This is a genomic window from Streptomyces sp. NPDC104814 (assembly GCF_055583185.1).
This window is the reverse complement of record NZ_JBVJOL010000007.1, coordinates 131,273-153,373: the sequence shown is the minus strand read 5'-3', so window position 1 is coordinate 153,373 and position 22,101 is coordinate 131,273. Positions and strand designations below refer to the sequence as shown.

Below are 22,101 nucleotides of genomic sequence, written 5' to 3'. Positions count from 1 at the left end.
GGTGTCCTCACCAGCGGCCCCGCGAGGCAATCAGGCACATCACGACAGAGCCTACGGCCCTGCCCCACCGCCCTCCGTTCACGCGCCCTCGATCGCCCACAGCGGCGAAGTGACGGCTCCCCGGAGGGTTTTGGCGCGCAGCGACTCCATACCGAGATGGAGGGCGGTGGCGCCGTGGGCGTAGGCGTCCTCGACGGGGAGGTAGTAGACGAGGTTGAAGTACTCGTGTGCGCCTCTCAGCCGTGCGTAGTCGTAGCCGGTGGCGCGCAGCCAGTTGGTGCCGGCATGGCGGTAGAAGAGGCTGAAGGCGACCATGCGGCCGTCCGCGTACGCGGCGCAGACCGTTCCGCTGTCGGCCATGCCGTCGGCTTGCGCGCGCAGCAGCCGGGCCATGTCCTCGGGTGCGGTCGGGTGGCCGTGGCGCTCCTGCAACTGGGCGAGCAGTGCGCCGGCGGCGTCGGCGCATTCGGACAGCCTCAGGGTACGCAGCTCGTAACCGGCTTCGGAGAAGGCCCGGCGCTCGCGGCGGATGGCGACGCGCCGCTTCGAGGGCAGTCCGGCGAGGTAGTCGTCGAAGGTGCTGCCGGGCAGGGAGATGAGCGCGTCCTGGCCGAGCTGGGTGGGCCTGGTGCCGCAGGCGTCGGCCAGTTCGCAGGCGGCCGCGTCGGTGACGTACAGCCACCACGGCTGTGCGCCGTGGGCCGAGGCGAGATCTCCCGCGGCCGCCACGAGCCGCTTCAGTGCCTCGCGCCGTCGGTCGGGGGAGAGGCGGGGGTGGAGGAGCGGGGCGTTGAGGTAGCCGCGGCGCGCTCCCGCGAGCACGGTCCTCGTCGGCCCCCGGTCGGGGACGATCTCGTGCACGCGGTAGAGGGCGTTGGGTTCGGCGTCGACCAGGTACAGCGGTGCGGCGGCGATCAGACCGTCGTCGTCGTGGACCAGGGCGTAGCGGACCTCGGCCGTGGGATCGTGCTGCTGGGCCGCGAGCCACCGGTGCGAGAGGTAGAAGCCCGCCTGCGCGGCCAGGGCGTCCCACCGGTCGGCGGGAACGCCGGTGATGTCGTGTGTGTGCGTGAGGATCACGGCAGTGGTTCTTCCCGGTCGGGTGGGGCGAGGGCGTGGGCTGCGGGGACGGCGAGCACGCTGAGGGCGGCGAGAAGCAGCCAGGGCAGGGCGGGTTGCCGGCTCAGGAGCGTGGTGAGGACGACGGGTGCCGCGGCGCCGCCGATGGACCAGGACAGCTGGAAGGCGGCCTGGTGACGCCCGTTGGCCTCGGCGGGGGCCAGGGCCACGGAGAGTTCGTTGAGCGCGGGGGAGCTGAGGATCTCCGACAGGGTGAACAGCAGCATCGCGGCCATCAGAACAGCGGCCACGGCCCAGGCGGGCGCGCCCTTCAGGGCGAGGGGCGCGGCGAAGAGGCCGAAGGCGGCGGAGCCGATGAGGAACCCGGCCGCGATCGCACGCTGCGGCCGGTGACGCGCCGAGCGGCTGGTGACGGCGGGGGTGAGGACGGCGACGGCGACCGTGTTCACGACCAGGAGGGTGCCGGGAATCCACGTTCCGGCGTGCAGGGTGTCGGTGACGTACACGGCGAGCAGGACCGGTGGCACCATCTGCGCCAGCACGAAGGCCAGATTGGCCGTGACGAGCAGGAGGTAGCGGCCGTCCCGCAGGAGGGCGCCCCAGCTTCCCCGTGCAGCAGTCCCGCCACGCTCCCTCGGCCGGCCGGGTGCGTCCGGCGCGTCCCGGCCCCGGACGGGCTTCCAGGTGAGGAACAGCAGCGCCGCGCACAGGAACGTCACGACGTTCGCGCCGACGAGCACGTACAGGCTGTCCGGACCGGCCACGGCCAGGACGACCGCGGACACCGCGGCGCCGGCACCGATGCCGAGGTTGCGCAGCGACGAGATGAACCCGAACCACAGGCGCTCCTCGCCGGGCACGCCGGCCAGAGGCACCAGGTTGCGGGCGGCCGTCCAGTACAGGTTGATACCGGCCTGGACGACGAGATAGGCGAGGCTGATCTGCCACGCGGAGCCGACCACGAGGAACACCGTGAACCCGGCGGCGGAGACGAGGTTGGCGACCGCGACGACCGTTTTCGCGCCGAAGCGGTCAAGGAGTAACCCGCCGAGTGCCGGGGTGGGCAGCGCGAGGAGGTTGCCCACGGTGAGGGCCGCTCCGACCTCCGCGAGGGAGAGGTGCGTGGCGTGGGTGAGGTAGACGACGGCGAAGGCGAACATGAGCCCGGTGCCGAGGCTGTCGACGGCGTGCGCGGCCACGAACCGGCCCGCTCCGGTCAGCACGGGCAGTCCTGCCCGGGCCCGCAGCCCGCGGCGAGCGCCGCCTGGCGGGGCGCCGCGCAGTCCGGCGCGCTGTCGGCCGTCGCGGCGGCGTCGTGCCGCTCGCCTGCCGGTGAGGAGGCTCACTGGGCCGCGGGGGTCAGGAGGCGGCGGATCTTGTCGAGCATCGGCGCCGCGATGAAACCGGTCCGTGCGCACAGCTCGCTGAGACTCTTCACCGCCCGCTGCTCGTCGCCGGGCTCCACGGTGAAGGTGAGGATGCCGCCGTGGTCGTGCCCGTCGATCACGAGGTCGTGGCAGGTGACGAGGTCGACGCAGGCGCGGAGTTCGGCGAGCAGTGCCGGGGTCGGGTTCGCCGTGAGGCACTCGATGGCGAAGCGTCCGGCCACGGCCTCGGTGCGGGTCGGCCAGGTGCCGCGCAGGATGTCGAGGAGGGCGACGAAGGTGTTGAGTCCGCTGCCGGCGATGGACAGCGTGGTGGCGCCGCCGATCCTGGGATTGATCTCCAGGACGTGGTAGACGCCGTCGGCGTGGATCATGTCGACATTGACGGACCCCTCGACACCGAGCTCCGTGCACAGCTCCACCAGACGCCGCGCGGTGGGCCCGAAGTCGTCGTCGGGGGTGGGCTCGACGTACCGCAGGTCGTCGAAGGTGAACGTGGGAGGACCTCCCGCGGTGCCGGTCCGGATGAGCGGCATGACGGTGTAATGCCCGGGCGCGCCGACGATGTCGACCGAACAGAGCCGTCCGGCGACGCACTTCTCCAGGACGGCGTGCGCCCTGGGCCGGGCGGCCAGGTAGCCGTCGAGGGCGGCGGGATCGGCGAGGAACTCGATGCCCATGCTGGTGGAGTCCCACAGCGGCTTCGCCATGAGGGGGTAGCCGAGGCTGTCGGCGGCGAGGCGGACGGCGTCCGGATAGGCCGGGACGGGCAGGGTCCGGTGGTTGAGGAGGTCACTGTCCACCAGGACGGCGGGCGGGGTGGTGAGGCCGTGCGCGTGCAGGACCCGCTTGGTCTCCCACTTGTCGCACAGGACGCGCGTGGCGGCGAGGGGGGTCATGACGGTGCGGATGCCGAGGGCTTCGAGCCTGGTCTTGACGACGGCGTCACGCAGGGCGTTCTCGTCAGGCAGGGAGATGGCCACCGCGGCGTCGGCACCCCAGGCGCGCACCCGCTCGACGAAGTCGTCCGGGCTCGCGGCGGGGTCGAGTCGTTCGCTCGTACCGGGGAACTGATCGGGGCCGCAGTCATGGCGGTTGGTGTGGAAGAGGCGTGCCTCGGCGCCGAGCTGTGCCAGGACGGGCGCGACGCCGTGGATGTACGGGTCGGCCCGCCGGATGTCGGCGGACCGGAGGAAGGCGATGCGCTGCATGTCAGCTCACTTCTACGCGGGTGTGGGCGAGGACGCGAGCGGCGTCGGCGTTGACCTGGCCCGCAGTGGGGGCGGTGAACACCAGGTGACCGATGCGGGCCGAGTTGTCGTGAGCACTGCCGACGGCGGCGCCGGGCGGCGTGGTGAGGTGCTGGTCGACCAGGCCGTCGTGCCGGCCGAGGATGGTCACGCCGCGGAAGGTGCCCGCGCGTGGGGGAGTGAGGAACCGGATCGCGCACGCCCCCTCACGGGGCGCGGGTACGTCCGGTTTCTCGTCGAGGACGGCCTGCAGATAGGCCCGGGCCTCGTCGATGCCGGAGGCCCGGCGCACCACGTCCACCAGGTGGTCACCGGGAAGGCGGGCGCCCACCTCGATGACGACGGGGCCCGCCTCGGGTGAGAGCTTGACTTCGGTGTGGGCGACGCCGTTGCGGATGCCCAGCGCCTTCAGGGCCCGTTCGGCGGCAGCCCGCACCGCCATGAGGCCGGCCTCGTCCACGGCTGCGGGACACGTGTGCCCGGTCTCGGCCCGGTAGGAACCGCCCGTGGTGTGCTTCTCGACCAGCGGCAGATGGAAGTACTCGTCGCGCCAGACCACCGTGTCGAGGCTGAACTCGGGCCCGCCGACGTACTCCTGGACGACGACCCGCTGATCCATGGGCAGGCCGTGCGGCGCGGCGACCGGCCACGACCGGGCGTGCCGTACGGCGGTGTCGAGCTGCCCGGGTCCGTCGACCACGCTGACACCCCAGGAACCGCCCTGCTCGGCGGGTTTGACGACGACCGGGAATCCGATACCGGCCCGCGCGAGGGCGGCTTCCGCCTGTCCGGCCGTGTCCACGACGACCGTTCGGGGCGACGGCACCTGACCCGCGGTGAACGCCCGGGCCATGTCCGCCTTGTTCCGGCACGCATGGGCGAGCCCGGGGTCGTTGCCGGGCAGGTCCAGAAGCCGGGCCAGGTGGGCGACGAGCGGGGTGAAGAACTCCCAGCAGCCGGCCACCGCGTCGATCCCTGTCGTCTCGGCGAACGCGGCCAGGTCCGTCAGTGCCCGGTCGGGGTCGGTGAGGTCGGTGAACACCGTGCCGTGAATCTTGTCGCGCACAGCGGCGGGATAACTCTTGTAGACGTCCTCGTGGGTGGCGACGAAGACGTGCGCGCCGAGTGAACGGGCGGCGTCCAGCACATAGGGGCCGGAGTTGGCGAGCGCTTCGATCAGCAGGATCCTCTTCACGCCGCGCAGTAGACACGCTGCCGCACGACCAGTGCCATGAACGTAACAACCAGAGCAGAACGGCGATTTCACGACAACGGTTGTAGGAAGCTCCAGCAGCTCGACCGCGGCCCTGATCCTAAGGTTCAGGCTTCGTGGACGGGACTCTTCCGCTGAAGTTGGGACCATCGCACAGCGAAGAGCGCTTTCAGCGGGCCGGGGTTTCGTGGGTACCGGACCTGGGTCCCCGCGGCGAATCGCGGATTGACTCTCGGACGACCCACCCGTCATACCCGCACGAGAGGGGCAACCTCCGCGTGACCGGCTACGCCGCACAGATCACCGAATACATCCGTCAGGGCGTCATCCCGCCGTACAACTACTCCTACCCGTCCCGTTCCACCTACCGCCCCCTCGACGGTTCCTGGACCGTCGAGGACGCCTGGAAGCAGGACCTGAGCCTGTATCAGGTACCCGAGCTCAACCTGTATCTGCACGTGCCGTTCTGTCGTTACAAGTGCGGCTTCTGCAACCTGTACACCATCATCAGCGAGGACGCGGACGTCTACACGGCGTACATGAACGCGCTGTGCACCCAGCTGCGCGACCACGCCGACATCATCCGCGCCCGCCGGCTGCGTACCGTCTACATCGGCGGCGGAACGCCGAGCCTGCTGTCCCTGCGCCACTTCGAGCAGTTGTTCAGCACGCTGGACGAGGTGTACCCCAACTGGCGTTCCACCGTGGAGGAAGTGGCGATCGAGGCCACACCGGACTCCATCGTGAACGAGCCCGCCACGCTCGAAGGGCTGCTGCAACTCGGGCTGACCCGGGCCAACATCGGCATCCAGTCGCTGGTGCCGAAGGAGATCCGCGAGGCCGGACGCGGTCAGGCCGGTGAGCAGGTCATACGCAAGGCCATCGAGATCGTGCACGACAAGGGCCTGCCGGACCTGTCGACCGACCTCATCATGGGCTTCGCCGGCCAGACCGACGAGACCTGGCGGACCTCCGTCGACGAACTCGCCAAGCTCAACCCCTCCACCATCAGCACGTACTTCCTCACCGTGCGCCCGGACGCCTGGTTCTCCAAGACCGGCTCCTACCAGTACGCGCAGTCGCCCAACCTCTACGAGCGCTACGACTACGCCCGTCAGGTCTTCACCGACCACGGCTACGTCCAGGAAGGCTCCGTCCGCTACAAGAAGCTCGGCCGCGGCGGCTACAAGCAGAAGGTGCTCACCTTCCACGGTGTACCGCTGCTCGGCCTCGGCGTCGGCGCCCGCTCCTACACGGGCGTCCTCGACTACATGGTGGGCTCCGTCAAACCGTCCATGTCCGAGGTCGCCGACTACATCACCAAGGCGAACGACCACGCGTTGCAGCCCGTGACCGGCTTCGCCCTCGACGACGAGGAGATCATCCGCAAGCGCCTCGTCCTGGACACCTTCGACCTGGACCTCGGCGAACTGGACCGCTTCGGCTACCAGGACAAGGCCCACCTGTTCGAGCCGATCCTCGACGCCGCCGAGGAAACCGGACTGCTGCGCCGCCTCGGCCGCCGCGTCCAGCTCACCCCGGAGGGCTTCAAGTACCGCGACATCCTGTCCTGGATGTTCTTCTCCGACACCGTCGTCCAGCTGGACCGCGAGTACTACGAGCGCCTGCACGAACGGAACGAGCGAGCCCGGAAGCACATGGGAACGCCGATCGGCATCTCCGGGATCCGCACCGCGCAGGCCGCTTCGTGACCGACCTGCTCATCGCGGCCGGTGGTGGCGGTGACCCGGTCGGTGCCGCGCTCACCCACAGCGGCCTGGGCGGTGAGTCCGACGCCGTCGTCCTCACCTACGGCTGGGAGCGCCTCGGCGTGGACCCGGTCCCCGGTCCCGCAGCCCCGCACGACTTCACCGGCCTCGACCGCGACACCCTGCCGGTGCCGCTCTTCACCGCCGGCACCGCACCCCTCGCACCCCGCGGCTCCACCCTGCCGCGACTGGCCGGTCAGCTGCCGACCGGGCTCGCGCTCCTCGACCCCTACGCCGGTGTCGAGGGCCTCGCCGATCAGATCGGGCGAACCGCCCGCGCCCTCGGCGTCGACCACATCAGCGTCGTGGACGTGGGCGGCGACATCCTCGCCCACGGCGACGAACCCACCCTCGCCAGCCCGCTGCTCGACGCGCTCGCGCTCGCGGCCTGCCACCTGGCGGGGATCCGCACGACCGTCCACGTCGCCGGCCCCGGCCTCGACGGGGAGATACCCGAAGCGACCTTTCTCGCCCGCGTCACCGGCGACGGCACCGCTCTGAACTCCGGCATCCCCGCGTGGGCGGCGGACGTCTTCCGCTGGCATCCGTCCGAGGCCAGCGCCCTGATCACCGCGGCCGCAGCCGGGCTGCGCGGCCCCTGCCTCACGAGGCAGGACGCCGGCCCGATCCCGCTCACCGACCGCAGCCGCCGCGTCTGGGACCTGCCACTCGAACAGGCCCTCGACCACAACCCCCTCGCCCAGGGCCTGCTGGACACCCGCCCCGGCACCCTGGCCGACGCGGAATCCGTCTGCCTGAAGCTGTACGGCTTCAGCGAGTACGAACGCGAGCGCGGCCGGGCCGTCCGCCTCACCGGCGCACGCGAGGACAACGACGACGCATCCTTCCTGGGCGAACTCGACGCCTGGCTCCACCTCCAGCGTGCCGGCCACCCCGGCGCCCGGTACGTGAGCGTCCGCTGCGCCGTCGAATCCCTGGGCTACGACTGGCGCCTGACCGAACACGCCCGCGACCTGCTGAGCGAGCACCGCCCCGGCCTCGACGCCTTCCCCTTGCTGTCCCTGACGAGCTGACCGACCAGAGCGGGAGCGGGGGCGGCGCCTTGCAACGGGCGTCGCCCCCGGACTGGTTGCCGTGAACGGGAGGTCCGGCGGGTCTGCTTCAGCGGATACGGTCGTAGACCAGGGCAAGGGTTCCGTCCTCGCCGGCGGTCTGGCTGACGAGCGTCCACTTGCCGGTGGGCAGACCGTCGTCGAAGAGACGCGGGCCGCCGCCGAGGAAGACGGGGAAGAGGGTGAGGGCCAGCCGGTCGACCTTGTCGGCGGCGAGCAGCGCCTTGATGACGCTCGCGCTGGAGAGAACGAGCACGTCGCCGCCTTCGGTGTCCTTGAGGTCTTCGGCGACCTGGGCGGCCGGCTTGCCGACGACGGCCGTCCGTTCCCACGGTGCCTCGTTCAGGGTGGAGGACAGGACCACCTTGTCGGCGTCGACGAGCCATTTCGCGAACCCCTCGTCACGCGGATCGGCGCCCTCCATGCCGATGACGGTGGGCCAGAAACCGAGAAAACCCTCCGCGTTGACGCGCCCGAGCAGAGCCGTGGTCGCCGTCTCGCAGAGGCCGGTGAGATGGTCGCGGGCCACGTCGGACACCGCGTACGGCATCACCCAGCTCATGTCGAGGGGGTTGTCCGGAGCGGCGTAGCGGCCGTCGAGGGAGAGGGCGATGTTGGTGACGATACGGCGACCGCCGGCCGGCTGGTTCATGTCGTGCTCCTCATCGTGGAAGGTCTCACCACGGGGACGGAGCCGACTACGGGATCTCGACATCGACGCCCGAGAATTCTCGGGCGCCTCATGCCTGGGCCGGTGAGCACTCCTGTGGGGCCGCGCGGGCTCGGGGTCGGTTACCCCTCGCCACGATCACCGCTGGAGGAACTTGTACACGTACACAGAGCCGCTTGACGAAGTCCCGGTGACATTCTGGCCGTTGATGCACGTCTGCCCGGACGCCGGGCGGCCGGACGTGCCGACATTGACCGTGTTGCCGCACACGTTGACGGTCGCGGCGGCAGGCGAACTCAAACCCACGACGGCCCCCGCTACGACGGCCCCGCATGCGCCGACCGCGGCCAGCGCGCTGAAAATGCGACGATTCATGGCACACCTCTTTGATCATCACGGCTCCAGCCCCCACCACCGTGACGCCACCTGATCAATGCTTTTGGGTCAGGCGTTCGGTCTTGTCAGAAATACCGGCGCCGGACCAGTGGTGGAGGTGTCCGCTGCGGATCAGTCGTTGCCACCCCCACGTAAAAACCGTAGACCCGGTTTCCGTCGCCTGCATCCCCGCCATTCGCTGGTGGTGGGCTTCGCCACAATGTGCCCCTTTGGCGTGGATCGGTGCGTATAAGGGATTACAAAGGATGTTTGGACTTCTGAAGCAACCAGTTCTCAGGGCTGGTGAGACCAGAGCAGGGATAAGCGTTTGATCACGGCACGTATACGACGGACCACGCTGGCGGCTACGGTCGGCGTCATCGGCGGTGTGCTCACGGTTACCGCCCTCAGCGGCACCAGCAGTGCGGCCACGGGCGGCAACGGCGCAGGAAGCTCCCCGAAACCGCACGCCACCGAAGTTCGGCCCGTCGCCCAGGACGCTTCCGACGCCCGCATCAAGATCACCCCAGGACAAGGCGCCCACGACGTCGCGATCAGTGACCCCGTGAAGGTCACGGTCAGCAAGGGCAAGCTCACCGAGGTGACCATGACCGACGTCGCGACCGGCGCCGTGATCCCGGGCACCCTGTCCGCGGACGGGACGTCCTGGACGCCGGACGGCCGGCTGGAGCAGGCCACCAAGTACCAGATCGCCGCAGAGGCCGTGGACGCCCAGGGGCGCTCGGCCACCGAGAACGCGACGATCACGACGGTCTCCCCGGCCAACGACTTCATCGGGCACATTTCCCCCGAGAACGGCTCCACCGTCGGCGTGGGCATGCCGGTGACGGTGAACTTCGACACGGCGATCAAGAACAAGGCCGCCATGGAGTCGAAGATCCAGGTCGTCTCCAGCAGCGGCCAGCGGGTCGTCGGCCACTGGTTCAACGGCAGCCGCCTGGACTTCCGCCCGGAGAACTACTGGAAGCCCGGCTCCACGGTCACCGTCAGGCTCAGCCTTCACGGCGTCCAGAGGACGGTCACGTTCAACATCGGCCGGAGCCAGGTCAGCACGGTCGACGCCAGGACGAAGCAGATGACCGTCGTACGGAACGGCAAGACGATCAAGACCATCCCGATCTCGTCCGGCAGCGCCGAGCACCCGACGTACAACGGTCGGATGGTCATCTCCGAGAAGTTCCGGCACATCCGGATGAACGGCGCGAGCGTCGGTCTCACGGAGAAGGACGGCAAGCCCGCGTACAACATCGCGGCCGTACCCCACGCCATGCGCCTGACCGATTCGGGCACGTTCATCCACGGCAATTTCTGGGGTGCCGACTCGGTCTTCGGCAAGGTCAACACCAGCCACGGTTGCGTGGGCCTGAAGGACGCCAGGGGCGGCGGCGACGGCAAGCTGCCCGCCGCGTGGTTCTTCGACCACTCGATGATCGGTGACGTCGTGATCGTCAAGAACTCCCAGGACAAGGCGACGCCGGCCCCGGACAACGGACTCAGCGACTGGAACATGCCGTGGAGCGAGTGGGTGGCGGGCAGCGCGACCAGCTGACGCCGGGTCGTACGCCACAGACCTGGAAACCAGGTCGACGTGGGCCCCCGCGGTAGACGATCATGCGTTCATGCCCCTGAGAGAGACCCTTGCCCGAGTCGATGCGGACCTGGCCGTCGGCCGGGTCCCCGTCGCGCGTCAGCGTTTGCGCGGTCTCGTCTCGTCGTACCCGCATGACCTGACGCTCCGGCGGCGTCTGGCGGAGGTGTACCGGTTGTACGGCGACGCCGCCGAGGCCGGACGCTGGATGTACCTCGAAGAGGACCGCAGTCCCGAGGAGACCGCCGCCTTCGAGGCACGGTACGGGTCTCCCCTGTGGCGGATGAAGGCCCTCGCCTGGCGCGGCCCCGAGTCTCTGGCCGCCACCCCCTTCGCGGAGGGCCGGCTGGTCGCGGTGCGGACTGCCTGCGCCGACGCGCTGGGGCACCCCGTCGACTGGGACGACCCGGCCTCCTACGGGGACGGTCTCGACGCAGGCTGCGCGGCGCCCTCGCGGCCGTGGACGGTCAGTGGTGCGCTGGCGGCCGTCGGCTGCCTGGTGCTGGTGCTCGCGTTCCTTGCGATAGGGGTGAACGGAGCCGTCGCTCTCTTTGCCTGACCCGGGCCGCCGAGGGTTTCTTCCGGGCCTGGCGCACGGTCAACGTCCGGTGAGTCTGGCGGCCACCGCATCCAGGACCCACTCCAGGCCCGTCGCGAAGGATGTCCCGGCGTCCACGTCCGTGCCGTCGTGCACGGCCTTGGCCAACGCCGGGAAGCGGCCGGTGGCGAGCATCTTCCTCACATGCGGGCCGGAGGCGCGCTGCCAGTCGCGCTTGGACAGGCCCGTGGCGCGCTCGGCCCGCAGGTTCGCGATCTCACGCCGGATCGCGCCGGTGACGTAGGCGCTGACGGTCTCCACCGCGCGCATGGCGGTGTCGACGTCGGTGAGACCGTCGAGGGCGGACAGCCTGGCCTCGGTCACCGCGAGGCCGTTCGGGCCCAGGGCCGGGCGGCCGCCGAGCAGGTCGGCCAGCCATTCGTGGCGCAGGGCGGCCTGCCTGGTGAGGTGGGCGAGGACGCGCAGCGCCTCCCGCCAGTCACCGGGCTGCTCCCCGGGCAGCATCTCGGCCTGGACCTCGTCCACCATGAGGTCGAACAGTTCCTCCTTGGTGGAGATGAATCCGTACAGCCGCATCGGGCCGGCGTTGAGCCGCGCGGCGACCTTGCGCAACGACACCGCCTCCAGGCCACCCTCGTCGGCAAGCTCGACGGCGGCGGCGACGATCCGCTCCCGATCGAGCGGCACCGGGCGCGCCGGCCGTTCCGGCCGGTCCCACACACTCATCGCCCACACCGTCCGTCCCGGTCACGCTGCTCTCTTGCGCTGCATCGTACGCGGAAAATACAGTGTATCGATATGAGACATCGTATCGCCGTGGTCGGTGCCGGCCCCGCCGGCCTCACCTTCGCCCGTGTCCTGCACCGTCATGGCCACCCCGTCGCCGTCCTGGAGCGCGACCCCGCTCCCGACGCCCGCCCGGCGGGCGGCACGCTGGACCTGCAGGAAGGACTGGGCCAGCTGGCGCTGGACAAGGCGGGGCTGCTGGCGGAGTTCCACGCGCTGTCCCGGCCCGAGGGGCAGGCCATGCGCATCCTGGACACCGACGGGACCGTCCTGCGCGACTGGCGGCCGCGTCCCGATGAGCGGGCCAATCCCGAGATCGACCGCGGGCAACTCCGTGACCTGCTGCTCGGCCCCCTCGACGTCCAGTGGGGCCGGGGAGTGGCGAAGGTGGTACCGGGGAACGAGGACGGCGTACTCGTCCAGTTCGCGGACGGGCGGCAGGAGACGTTCGATCTCGTGGTCGGCGCGGACGGAGCCTGGTCCCGGACCCGCCCGGCACTCTCCTCGGCGACGCCGCGCTACACCGGCGTCACCGCGATGGAGACGTCCCTCGACGACATCGACAGCCGCCACCCTGACCTCGCGCGTTTGATCGGCGACGGTTCCATGGCCGCGTACGGTGTGAACCGGGCGCTCGTCGCCCAGCGCGGCAGCGGCGGCCACACCAAGGTGTACGCCCAGTTCCGCGCGCCGCTCGACTGGCACGCGAACCTGGATCCGGCCGACGTCGAGGCCGTACGTGCCCGCCTGCTGGCCCTGTTCGACGGCTGGGCCGCGCCCCTCCTGGAGCTCCTCCGCCACGGCACCACGTTCGTCCACCGCCCCATCCACGTCCTGCCCGAGTCGCATACGTGGGCCCACGTGCCCGGGGTGACGCTCATGGGTGACGCCGCCCACCTGATGCCCCCGCTCGGGGCGGGCGCGAACCTCGCGATGCTGGAAGGCGCCGAACTCGCCGAGTCCCTCGCCACCGGCCCGGGAGACCTGGACGACGCCGTCCGCGCTTTCGAGGAGCGGATGTGGGCCCGGGCCGGCAGATGGGCGAAGATCACCGCGGCCGGTCTGGAACGGCTCGTGAGCCCCGACCCCGCCCAGGCCCTCGCCCTCTTCGAGGAAGTCCAGCCGTCCTGACGGCTCGGCGCGAGAGCACCGGCACCAGCACCAGGAACGCAGTGGAGCGCGCCTGGGGTCAGCCGATTCCCCCGTAGCCGGCCGTTCGCCCCGGACCGAGTTCGCCGGCGACGCGTCGGGCCAGCTGTTCGCCCTCGGTCTCCAGACGGGCGTAGGCGGCCTCGCGTGCGGTGTCGTCCCGGTCTCTCAGCCAGGTCTCCATCACCGAGTCGATGTCCTTCGCCCACCGGTACAGCTCTCGCACCAGGTCCTCGGACAGACCGAGCGCGGCGGCGGGATCGTCGGGGGCGAAGTCGCCGAAGCCTTCGGCGCGCAGCGGGAACCACTTGTACTCGCCCTCGACCACCACGTGCCGTGGGTGCGGCGGCGTGCCGTGGGCGTCGGCACTCCAGTGCAGCCGCCGGCAGCCCCAGCACACGAACTTCGCGTGGCCGTGCTGTTCGTCCCAGTAGCGCACCACCCAGTCGGGGCCGAGGTGCCGCGCCAGGTCCTGGGCAGCCTCCAGTCCCTGTCCGACGTGGCGGCGCAGGGCAGGCCGGTCGGTGAACCCGCCGTCGGGGCGCGCCCGGTCCCATCGGCGGAGCCGTTCGGTGAGGTCGTCCGGCAGGTGCAGACGCGGATCGTCCAAGGAGACCTCGTGGACGAAGTCGTCCGGGTCGGTGGGGGCACCGGCGTCGGCACCGGTGTCCGCCGTGGACAGAGGTGACGCGCCGCCGTGGGCACGCACCATGAGGTGGCGCGGAGCGGTTTCTCGGGTCATGAGCTGTGGTTCTTCTCCTGGTCCTGCCGCGCCGCCGGCCGCGGGGCGACCCTTTGTCCCGGTCAGGGCACCAGGGCTCCCCGCGGCCGGCGGCGGCTGCCTCACGCCGGGTTCGCCCCGACGATGAATCCGTTGTCGCCCACGGTGATGGCGACCCTGTGGGTCGTTCCGTTGTACACGGTCTCGTAGATCGGCCTGCCCTTGTCGGCTCCCTGATAGCCGACGATCTTCCCTTCGTCGAGGGCCTTGCCGAGCAGCCGCGGGATGTCCTCGGCGGCGACACCGCGCTCGATGAACTCGCCCGCGTGCCGGAAGAGGATGTGCACCAGCCCGGCCCGGGTGTCACCGACCTCCAGCCACGCGACGGGCACGCCGGGACGGGAGTAGCGCACGGCCATGACGACGTTCGCCCGGTTGAGGTTCGCGCCGCTCGCCTCCAGCTTCTTCACCAGGTCGAGGTCGAGGCTGTTCGCGGCCTTGGCGCGGTCCGCCATGCGCTCGGAGAGCCGGCGGGCCATCCCGGCGAGGGTGTCGGGGTCGGCGATGTCCTTCGCGGAGGCCTTCTCACCGATGAGCGCCTTGAGTTCGCCCAGCAGCTTCTCCGCGCCCCGCCCGGTCCTGATCGCGTCCTCGACGAGGCCGATGTACTTGAGCCCCGCAAGGACCTTCTCACCGGGAATGAACGAGGCCGCTGCCCACGCGCACCCGGAGACCGTGCCACCGTCGTTCGACGGCGTCGCCTGGTGGTAGCACTCGACGAAGTCCTTCTTGAGGGCGTCCCAGATCGCACTCCAGATGATCTTCGTGAAGTCCCACGTGGTGTACGTCTGCGTGATCTCCCGCTTGAGATCCTTGTACGGCTGCGAACCGAGGAAGACGGTGTCCTGCTTCGGGCACCCGGCCTCGGTGGCCGGCACATCCGGGTTGGCGCAGTAGTAGAAACTGACCACGGCGTCGAAGTGCAGCTCGAAGGTCACCCGGCAACTGCTGTTGCCCATGCCGAGGACACAGTCGTTGAGCGGCTTGGGATCACCGATCGGCTGGATGCTGTCGACCACGTAGAAGGTGCGGTCGTGACCGGTGCCGGCACCGGTCGACACCTGCTCGTTGGCCTTCTTGTTCGTCGCCTCGTCGGCCGCCTGCTGGGCGGACTCCGCGTACTTCTGCGCGTCCTTCGCCGCCTGTTCGGCCGCGGTGGCGTCGGCGTCGGCGCGGTCGGCCGCCGCACGGGCGTCCTTCGCGGCCTGTTCCGCCTCGGCGGCCGCCGTGTGGGCCGCCGAGGCGTCCAGCGCGGCCTGGTCGGCGGAGGAGCGGGCCTGGGCGGCGGAGCTCTCCGCTCGGCCCGCCGCCTGGTCGGCTGCCGTCGCGTCGTCGGTCGCCTGCTGGTCGTAGGCGGTGGCGCGGGCCAGGGACGCCTGCGCGTCCGCCGCGTACCCGGCGGCCTCGGCCGAGTAGCCGAGTGCGTCCTTCGCCGATGCACGTGCGGTCGCTGCGAACCCGGCGGCCTCCGCCGCCAGCGTGTACGCCGCCTTCGCGTCGCCGGTCGCCGCGTTCGCCAGACTCTGGGCCTGCTCGGCGTTCTTCTGGGCGTTCGCGGCGTGCGCCTGGGCGACCGCCTGCTGCTGCTCGGCGATCGTCTTCGACGACTGGCCCGCCAGCACGGCGAGACCCGCGGCCGAGTCGGTCGTGATGTACGGCGAGCCCAGCTGGACGGCGTCGTTGGCCGGGGCCGCCACCTGCTGGGCCGCGCTGCTCGCGTCCTCCGCCGCCTGCGCCGTCACATACGCGTGCCCGGCAGCGTCGGCCGAACCCGCGACCGCCTTCGCCGCCTCGGCCTTGGAGGCGTCGGCCTGCGCCTTCGCGTCGGCGGCGTGCTTCTCCGCGTCGTCGGCGAGCTTGACCGAGGTGCGCGCGGCCGCCGCGGCGGTCTGGGACGCCGCGATGGCGTCCGCCGCCGAACTCGTCGCCGTCCGCACAGCGGCGTCCGCCCGCAGCTTGGCGGCCTGCGCCGCGTCCGCGTCCGAGCGGGCCCGCTTGGCGGCCGCCTCCGCGCGGGTGGCGGCGGCGTCCGCGTCGGCCGCGGCCTTCGAGGCGGCGTTCGCCTCGCTGCGCGCGGACCTCGCGGCGGCCTCCGCGTCGTCGGCGTGCCGGTCCGCCTCGTCCGCCGCCGTCCGGGAGTCCTTCGCGTCGGCGTCGGAGTCATGGGCGTCGGCGTAGGCGTCCTTGGCGTCGGCCTGAGCGCGGGCGGCGTGCGCCTTGTTCTCCGCGTCCCAGGCGTCGTCCATCTTGCCCTTGGCCCGGTCCCGGGCGGCCTCGGCGTCCTGCCGCTTGGCGAGGGCGGTCGACTCGGCCGCCTCGGCCTTGGTCTTGGCCTCCGTGGCCTGAGTGGCATAACCCTGGGCGTTCTCCTTGTGCTGGGCGGCCTCGGCCTGCTTCGCGGCGGCGGTGTCCTTCTCCGCCTTCGCCGTGGCCTCCTCGGCCTCCGCCGCGAGCCGCTTGGCGTGCGCGTCGGCAGCCGCCGCCTTCGCGTCGGCCTCGGCCTTCTGCGTCTCGGCCAGCTTCGCCTTCGCGACATCGCGGGCGGCCTTGGCGTTCTGCGCCTGCACGGCGGCCGCGTCCGCGGCGGCCTTCGCCTGGGCGCGGGCCTCGTTCGCTGCGGCCGTACGGAAGGCGGCCTTGGACTGGGCGGCCTGGGTCAGGGCGCGGGCGGCGACGGTCGCACTGTCACCGGCGGCGGCGCGGGTCGCGGCGTAGGCCGTGTCACCGGCCTTGGACAGCGCGTCCATCGCGGCGGCCGAGGCCTTGGTGACCTGGGCCTTCTGCTGCCCGACGAGCAGACCGCGGCCGCGCGGCGCGCCCGCCTTGTCGGCGACGGCGTACGCGGCCTGCATGGCGGTGTCCGTCGTGGTGGCGGCCGTCTTGGCGATCGCGGCCTGCGCCTTGATGACGTCGAGCTGCTTCTTCGCCTCGGTCTGGGCCTTGGCGATGTCCGCCGTCACCCGGTCGAACTGGGCCTTCTTCGGGTAGTCCAGATTGTCGGTGCCGTTGTGGCCCGACGGGACGATGTCGAACTTCTGCGGGTCCTTGCCGGTGCAGTCCCACATCCGGCTGTCCTGGCTGTTGTTGTACGTCGCCAGGTCCAGGCAGTTGTCGGTGCCGGGGTTGTACAGCCGGGTGGTGCCGTGGGTGCCGTACTGCCACTTCTGCGCCGCGGAGCTGTTGCAGGTCCAGATCTGCACCACGGTGCCGTTCGCGGTGCCGCTGCTCTTGATGTCCAGGCACTTGCCCGAAGCCGGGTTCACCAGGGAGTCGCCCGAGATCTGCCACTTCTGCGCCGCGCCGCCGTTGCAGGTGTAGATCTGCACGGGCGTGCCGTTGTCCTTCTTGCCTCCGGCCACGTCCAGGCACTTGTCGGCCGCGCCGTGGGGGTGCACCACGAAGGGGCTGTCGCCGATCCAGCCGGGTCCTCCGGCCGACCAGTAGTCCTGCCAGCGGACCAGGTGGTCGGCGCGCCAGGACTGGCCCAGCATCTCGCCGAGCGCCTTGGAACCGGCGGCGAGAGCCGTGGTGGCGCTGCGGTTCGCGGTCAGGATCTGGTTGCGCTGACCGGCCTGCGCCGCGATCTCCTGCTGCCACTCGGCGGACGCGCCGGCGACCTCCCTGCCGAGGACCTTGTTCGGGTCGACCGGGCCGCGCCAGGCGCAGGAGGCGAAGCGGGACTTCAGGTCCTCGACGGCGATGCGGTACTCGACGGTGCCCGGTTCGGGCGCGGTCCGGGGGAAGCCGCCGTAGGAGAGGAAGAGGCGGGCGTTGTCCGCGCTGAGCGGCTCCATGCTCCAGTTGACCAGGCCGTCCCACGCCCGGCGCTCCTCGTAGCCCTGGTTCCACTCCGGTGTGCCGGGGGCCGGGTCGGTGCCGTAGAGCGGGGTGCCGAGGTCCTTGACCGCCTTGACGGTGGCGTCGTCGGCCTTCGGGGTCGGATCACGGTAGAAGTCGCTCTCGCTCTTCCAGAACTGCTCCCAGATCCACTTGGACAGACCGGTCTGCCCGAAGAACGTCGGCCGGTCGTCACCGCCGAGTCCCGGCGGCCACTCGAAGTCGGTGACCGACTTGAAGCCGCCCGGCGTGGGCAGGCCCGAGATCTCGAAGTCGCGGATGTGCTCGTAGTCGGCCGTGCCTTCCTTGTCGGCGGCGGCGCGGTCCTGCTCGAAGGCCACATTGAGCGGGGTGTGGTCCCAGTACTGCCGGTTCGCCGCCGTGTGCAGCTTGTCCGGCGGCTGATTGAGCCCGTCCTGGGCGACGGCGGACATGGCCGGGCCGCCCATCCGCAGTGCCTCGCCCAGCAGACACTGGTCCTGCCGCAGTTGCTCGGCGGCCTGCGCGTCGAACCCGTCGTAGCTGTCGGCGACGGGCACGAGGTGGTCGTGGTCGTAGCGGCTCAGCAGGTCCGGCTGAACGGCGATGCCCCCGAGCAGGGCCACGGCGACGCCGGTGGTGAGCAGAGCGGTCAACGGCCCTGACCGCAATCGGGCATGCGTGAGAAGCCGATGTCTCGGCACGGGTTCCTCCCCCTGGCGACGGTGTTCCCCCGGTCGCCGGTCGACGCGCGCGATGACGAAGTGGTCGGCTCCGTCCGGCGCGGCGATCACCTTAGGCATGGGTGACCGGTGCGGCAAAGTGTTTGTGAGTTACATGTGAGGAAAATCTGAAGACTTGGGGCCCTGGCCGCTACGACTCACCCCAGGGCCCCGTGTCCGTCACCGGCTCTGGTGGCGGTGGAGCCGTCCGTGGTTGCGCCACCAGGTCACCTTGCCGTCGGGTCCGCGCACGAAGTCCGAGCGGGTGCCGACCGGTGTGCCTTCGGGGTCGAGGTCCAGTGCGAAGTCGGTCCGGTAGAAGGCGACTCCGACCTCGCTGGTCTGGTCCTCGACCGCGTCCTCCTGGTCGGAGGCGACTCCGGGATCGCTCGCCGGGCTCTGGACGGTCTGGGTACCGCGCAGCCGTCCGTCGTGCCGGGCCAGTTCGATGACGGCGTCTTCCACGGCGCCCTTTTCGTTGATCCGCTGGGCGATGTAACGGCCCTCGTAGGGGGCCAGTTCCCGGCTGCTCAGGGTGCCGGCCCTGGCGGGCAGGTTGGTCACGCCCGCGTACCGGTTCAGGGCCCAGTCGTCGGTGAACAGCTCGTCCCTGAGCCGTGTACCGCCTTCCGAGTTGGTCAGCAGGGTCAGTGCGAAGCCGCGGCTGGGAACCATCAGGAAGCCCGAGATCTGGCCCGGCCAGGTCCCGCCGTGCTGCACGATCCGTGGTCCCTGTGCGGTCGGGCGCAGCATCCAGGTGACGCCCATGCCGTCGAGTTCCACGACCAGTGTGCCGCCGGGGCCGGGCCGGGAGCGCATCTCTTGCAACGATGCCCTGCTCAGCAGTCGTGTGCCGTCGGGGGCCGTACCGTCGCCGAGGTGGAAGCGGGCCCAGCTCAGCTGGTCGCGGACGCTGGAGATCAGGCCGCCGGTCGGCGCGAGGCTGCGCGGCTGGGGCCAGAAGGACGGATCCAGTACGGCCTTGCCGTCGACGATGTTGTGTGACGCGGCGACGTCGAACCCCACGATCTCGTCGCTGGAGAAGCGGGTGTGGTCGAGGCCGAGCGGATCGATGACCAGTTTGCGCACCGCCGTCTCGTAGGTCGTGCCCGACACCACCTCGATGATCCGGCCGGCCACGCACAGCGCGGCGTTGTTGTAAGCGAACACCTCGCCCGGGGGCGTGAGTTGAGGCAGCCGGGCCATCGACGCCACGAAGCGGGCCAGCGCGTCGTCGCCGGGGCCGAAGTCCTGGTAGTCGTCGCCCAGCCACCCGGCGCTGTGGTTCAGCAACTGCCGCACCGTGACCTGCGCCGACGCGTACGGGTCGGCCACCGCGAAGTCGGGCAGGTAGCGGCGCACCGGGGCGTCCAGTTCGACCTCACCCCGCTCGACCAGCCGCATCATGGTCGTGCCGGTGAAGGTCTTGGTGGTCGAGCCGATCCGGAAGACGGTGTCACCGTCGACCGGGACCGGATGGTCGACATTGGTGATCCCGTACCCCTTGACGTACTCCTGGCCGTCCAGGAGCACGCCCACCGCCGCCCCGGGAATCGCATACGCCCTCATGGCCTGCTCGATCTTGGCATCGAGGGCGCTGAACAGCGAGTTCCCGGTGTCGCCAGTGCCGGTGCCGCCGCCGTTGACGGTGGACCGCGGGGACGCGGCCGCCGTCGCCGCCGGTCCCAGCGAGACGGTCGCGCAGCCGACCGCTGCCGCGGAGCCCAGGAATCCGCGACGGGACCACCCCGTGGGACCGGGAAGACCGGGCGACGCACGGCGCACCGTGTCGCAGCCTGACGGCAGCAGATCCTCATCCACGGGTTCCGCCTCCCTCACCGTCGATGGCGAAAGGCGCCGGTTTCACGGAGCTCACGCACCGGGTGTCGGGGTGGTCGGGGTCGTCGAAGAAGGAGGTGATCACCGTCGCCCCGCACGGCTGGTCGAACGCCCCGTGGGCGACACCGGCCAGGGTCACCACCGTGGAGCGGGAGAGCGTCCGGGCGACGTAGCTTCCCCACTGCGCCCCGGTCTGGGCGTCGAAGCTTCCGGAGATGGCCAGGGTGGGGATGCTGCTGCGAGTGACGGCGCGAACGGAGTCGGGCGCCTTCGGGACGTTCCAGGCCTGGCATGCCTGCCTCAGGAACGGCAGCTGAGGCGCCTGGGCCAGGACCGAGCGGGGGAGCTCCGGGAAGGCTTGCTGCCCCTTGGCGAGCTGCTCGCCGGGCGTCTCGAACGGCACCCATTCGCTGCACCACACGCTCAGGCCGAACCCGTGAGCGAACATCCCCTGCGAGCCGGGAAGCCAGGCGGACGCCCACTGCTCGGCGATGCGCTCGGGGTGACCGTGGGCCAGCTCGTCCACCGCCACCGGGAAGGTGTCGGGGGCGTGACTGGCACTCACCAGCCAGTTCAGCAGCGCCCCGCCGTCGAGGACCACCTTCACCCTGCCGACCTGCGGCACCGTCGCATACGTGGTGACCGGACGGGCCTCCAGCTGACGCACCATGCGCAGGTAGGTGCCGCCGACGTCCGGGTAGCGCCGCCGGCAGGAGGGCTGTGCCGCGCAGGCAGCCACGATGTTGTCGAACGCCTCCCGCATACTGCTCCACGTCCACCCGGGCGTCGCCACGGACGGCGGTACGACGCCGTCGACCGTCACCGAGCGGATTCCTTCGGGGAACATGCGCATGTAGGTCAGCGCCAGTTGCGTCCCGTAGGAATGCGAGAGGACGTTCCACTGCCGGATGCCGAGGGCCGTGCGCAGATCCGCGACGTCGGCGGCGTTCTCGCTGGTGTTGTAGGCGGCCGGATCGACTCCCTGGGCTGTGAGGCGCTCGCGGCACCGGGCCGCCGCCTGCGCGTACCGGTCTCCGGTGGAGGGTGCGTCGTAGAGGAGGTGGACGCGCTCCCCGTAGAACCGGTCGATCTCGGGACACGTCAGCGGCCGCTGGGACGAGAACGTGCCGCGCTGGGACAGGACGACGATGTCCCGGTCGCGGTTCAGCCCGGCCTCGGTGAGCTCCGCTATGTTCCCGAGGGCGTCCGCGCCGGGCCCGCCGGTGAGGAAGACGATCGGATCGGGGCGCGGCCTCGGTGATGCCGAGCGGACGATCCCCACGGCCAGGCGAAGGGTACGCGTGGAAGGCCGAGCCCGGTTTTCCGGTACGACGAGGAAGCCGCAGCGGGTGTTCTTCAGCACTCCGTACGTGGTCGGGCAGGGAGCGGGCTCGAACCGCGCCGACGGCCGCGTCCGCGCGGACGGCGACTGAGGCAGGGTGAGCACGGTCCCGGGGAAGATCCAGTGGCCCTGGTCGCTGGACGCGTATCCGTGCCGACGGGCCTCGCCTTCGATGGTCTGCCGGTTCAGGGTGTAGACGCTGTCCCACTGCAGCGCGCTGCCCAGGGTCTGCCGGGCGATGTCCCACAGGGTGTTTCCGGAGGCGACGGTGTGCGTGCCGGCCTGCGCGCCTGCGGGCAGTGCCTCACCGGCCGTCGGTCCCGGCGCCAGGCCGGGTTGTGGGCGGCTGAAGAGCGGTGGGTCGCCCTCTCTCGCCGCGGGCTTGTGGCGGATGGTGGCCACGCCGGACGTGCCGTGGGCCGGGGCCGCGCTCAGCACCGTCAAGCCGGCCAGGAACATGGCGGCGGCGGCAGCTGCGCCGCGGTTACGTATGGGCATGTCGTCCTTCCGAACCGGCACCGGAGGCAACGCACCGGCACCGATCGAACTCGTCACCGAATGGTGGGGGTCGTCAGACGCCATGCTCCGAAGCCCGCTGGTGCCCCGCACTCCAGCAGGCCCAATGGGGTCATGCCCGCACCCGCGGGGGCGGCGGTGCGGCGGCGCTGTCCTCGCTGAGCGGC

General features: G+C 70.9%; 16 protein-coding genes. 5 read left to right on the top strand and 11 right to left on the bottom strand.

What is annotated here, in order from left to right; genetic code table 11:
• Window positions 1-78 precede the first annotated feature (78 nt).
• The 4 genes from ACZ64A_RS23470 to ACZ64A_RS23455 form a co-directional block, all read right to left on the bottom strand.
• Window positions 79-1,080, bottom strand: a complete 1,002-nt coding sequence (locus ACZ64A_RS23470; RefSeq protein WP_469812794.1) for a GNAT family N-acetyltransferase — start codon at window positions 1,078-1,080, stop codon at window positions 79-81.
• A complete protein-coding gene (locus tag ACZ64A_RS23465) occupies window positions 1,077-2,303 on the bottom strand; it encodes an MFS transporter (RefSeq protein ID WP_469812792.1) in 1,227 nt (408 codons plus the stop codon). The genes ACZ64A_RS23470 and ACZ64A_RS23465 overlap by 4 nt, the downstream gene beginning before the upstream one ends.
• 119 nt (window positions 2,304-2,422) lie before the next feature.
• The gene (locus ACZ64A_RS23460; RefSeq protein ID WP_469812791.1) at window positions 2,423-3,676 is read right to left on the bottom strand and encodes an ATP-grasp domain-containing protein; all 1,254 of its coding nucleotides are present in this window, start codon (window positions 3,674-3,676) and stop codon (window positions 2,423-2,425) included.
• A gap of 1 nt (window position 3,677) precedes the next feature.
• Window positions 3,678-4,910 carry an ATP-grasp domain-containing protein gene (locus tag ACZ64A_RS23455; RefSeq protein ID WP_469812790.1) on the bottom strand — a complete coding sequence of 411 codons (1,233 nt, stop codon included), beginning with the start codon at window positions 4,908-4,910 and terminating at the stop codon, window positions 3,678-3,680.
• A gap of 296 nt (window positions 4,911-5,206) precedes the next feature.
• Here ACZ64A_RS23455 and ACZ64A_RS23450 point away from each other — a divergent pair, with 296 nt between their 5' ends.
• Both ACZ64A_RS23450 and ACZ64A_RS23445 read left to right on the top strand, forming a co-directional pair.
• Window positions 5,207-6,640, top strand: a complete 1,434-nt coding sequence (locus tag ACZ64A_RS23450; protein WP_469812789.1) for a coproporphyrinogen-III oxidase family protein — start codon at window positions 5,207-5,209, stop codon at window positions 6,638-6,640.
• Window positions 6,637-7,731, top strand: a complete 1,095-nt coding sequence (locus ACZ64A_RS23445) for a DUF1152 domain-containing protein (protein ID WP_469812787.1) — start codon at window positions 6,637-6,639, stop codon at window positions 7,729-7,731. The genes ACZ64A_RS23450 and ACZ64A_RS23445 overlap by 4 nt, the downstream gene beginning before the upstream one ends.
• A gap of 88 nt (window positions 7,732-7,819) precedes the next feature.
• Here ACZ64A_RS23445 and ACZ64A_RS23440 read toward each other — a convergent pair whose 3' ends face one another.
• Complete coding sequence (locus ACZ64A_RS23440) at window positions 7,820-8,422, bottom strand: dihydrofolate reductase family protein (RefSeq protein WP_469812786.1); 603 nt, start codon at window positions 8,420-8,422, stop codon at window positions 7,820-7,822.
• Window positions 8,423-8,578: 156 nt separating this feature from the next.
• Window positions 8,579-8,815, bottom strand: coding sequence for a chaplin family protein (locus tag ACZ64A_RS23435; protein ID WP_469812785.1), 237 nt, complete (start codon window positions 8,813-8,815; stop codon window positions 8,579-8,581).
• Window positions 8,816-9,143: 328 nt separating this feature from the next.
• Between ACZ64A_RS23435 and ACZ64A_RS23430 the strand changes: the two genes are divergently transcribed.
• Window positions 9,144-10,385, top strand: a complete 1,242-nt coding sequence (locus ACZ64A_RS23430) for a L,D-transpeptidase (RefSeq protein WP_469812784.1) — start codon at window positions 9,144-9,146, stop codon at window positions 10,383-10,385.
• 70 nt (window positions 10,386-10,455) lie between these two features.
• A complete protein-coding gene (locus ACZ64A_RS23425; protein WP_469812782.1) occupies window positions 10,456-10,983 on the top strand; it encodes a DUF6584 family protein in 528 nt (175 codons plus the stop codon).
• A gap of 39 nt (window positions 10,984-11,022) precedes the next feature.
• Here the strand turns inward: ACZ64A_RS23425 and ACZ64A_RS23420 are convergent, their stop codons facing one another.
• A complete protein-coding gene (locus ACZ64A_RS23420) occupies window positions 11,023-11,709 on the bottom strand; it encodes a TetR/AcrR family transcriptional regulator (protein ID WP_469812781.1) in 687 nt (228 codons plus the stop codon).
• A gap of 72 nt (window positions 11,710-11,781) precedes the next feature.
• On the opposite strand from ACZ64A_RS23420, the gene ACZ64A_RS23415 reads away from it, so the two are divergent.
• A complete protein-coding gene (locus ACZ64A_RS23415; RefSeq protein ID WP_469812779.1) occupies window positions 11,782-12,900 on the top strand; it encodes an FAD-dependent oxidoreductase in 1,119 nt (372 codons plus the stop codon).
• 58 nt (window positions 12,901-12,958) lie between these two features.
• Here ACZ64A_RS23415 and ACZ64A_RS23410 read toward each other — a convergent pair whose 3' ends face one another.
• The 4 genes from ACZ64A_RS23410 to ACZ64A_RS23395 form a co-directional block, all read right to left on the bottom strand.
• A complete protein-coding gene (locus tag ACZ64A_RS23410; protein ID WP_469812777.1) occupies window positions 12,959-13,660 on the bottom strand; it encodes a hypothetical protein in 702 nt (233 codons plus the stop codon).
• A gap of 101 nt (window positions 13,661-13,761) precedes the next feature.
• Window positions 13,762-18,219 (bottom strand): RICIN domain-containing protein, encoded by a 4,458-nt coding sequence (locus ACZ64A_RS23405; RefSeq protein WP_469812776.1) that lies wholly within the window; start codon window positions 18,217-18,219, stop codon window positions 13,762-13,764.
• Between the two features lie 198 nt (window positions 18,220-18,417).
• Entirely contained in the window at window positions 18,418-20,058 is a 1,641-nt protein-coding gene (locus ACZ64A_RS23400; RefSeq protein ID WP_469812775.1) for a serine hydrolase domain-containing protein, read from the bottom strand.
• Window positions 20,051-21,916, bottom strand: a complete 1,866-nt coding sequence (locus ACZ64A_RS23395) for an alpha/beta fold hydrolase (RefSeq protein WP_469812774.1) — start codon at window positions 21,914-21,916, stop codon at window positions 20,051-20,053. Before ACZ64A_RS23395 ends, ACZ64A_RS23400 begins: the two co-directional genes overlap by 8 nt.
• Window positions 21,917-22,101 lie beyond the last annotated feature (185 nt).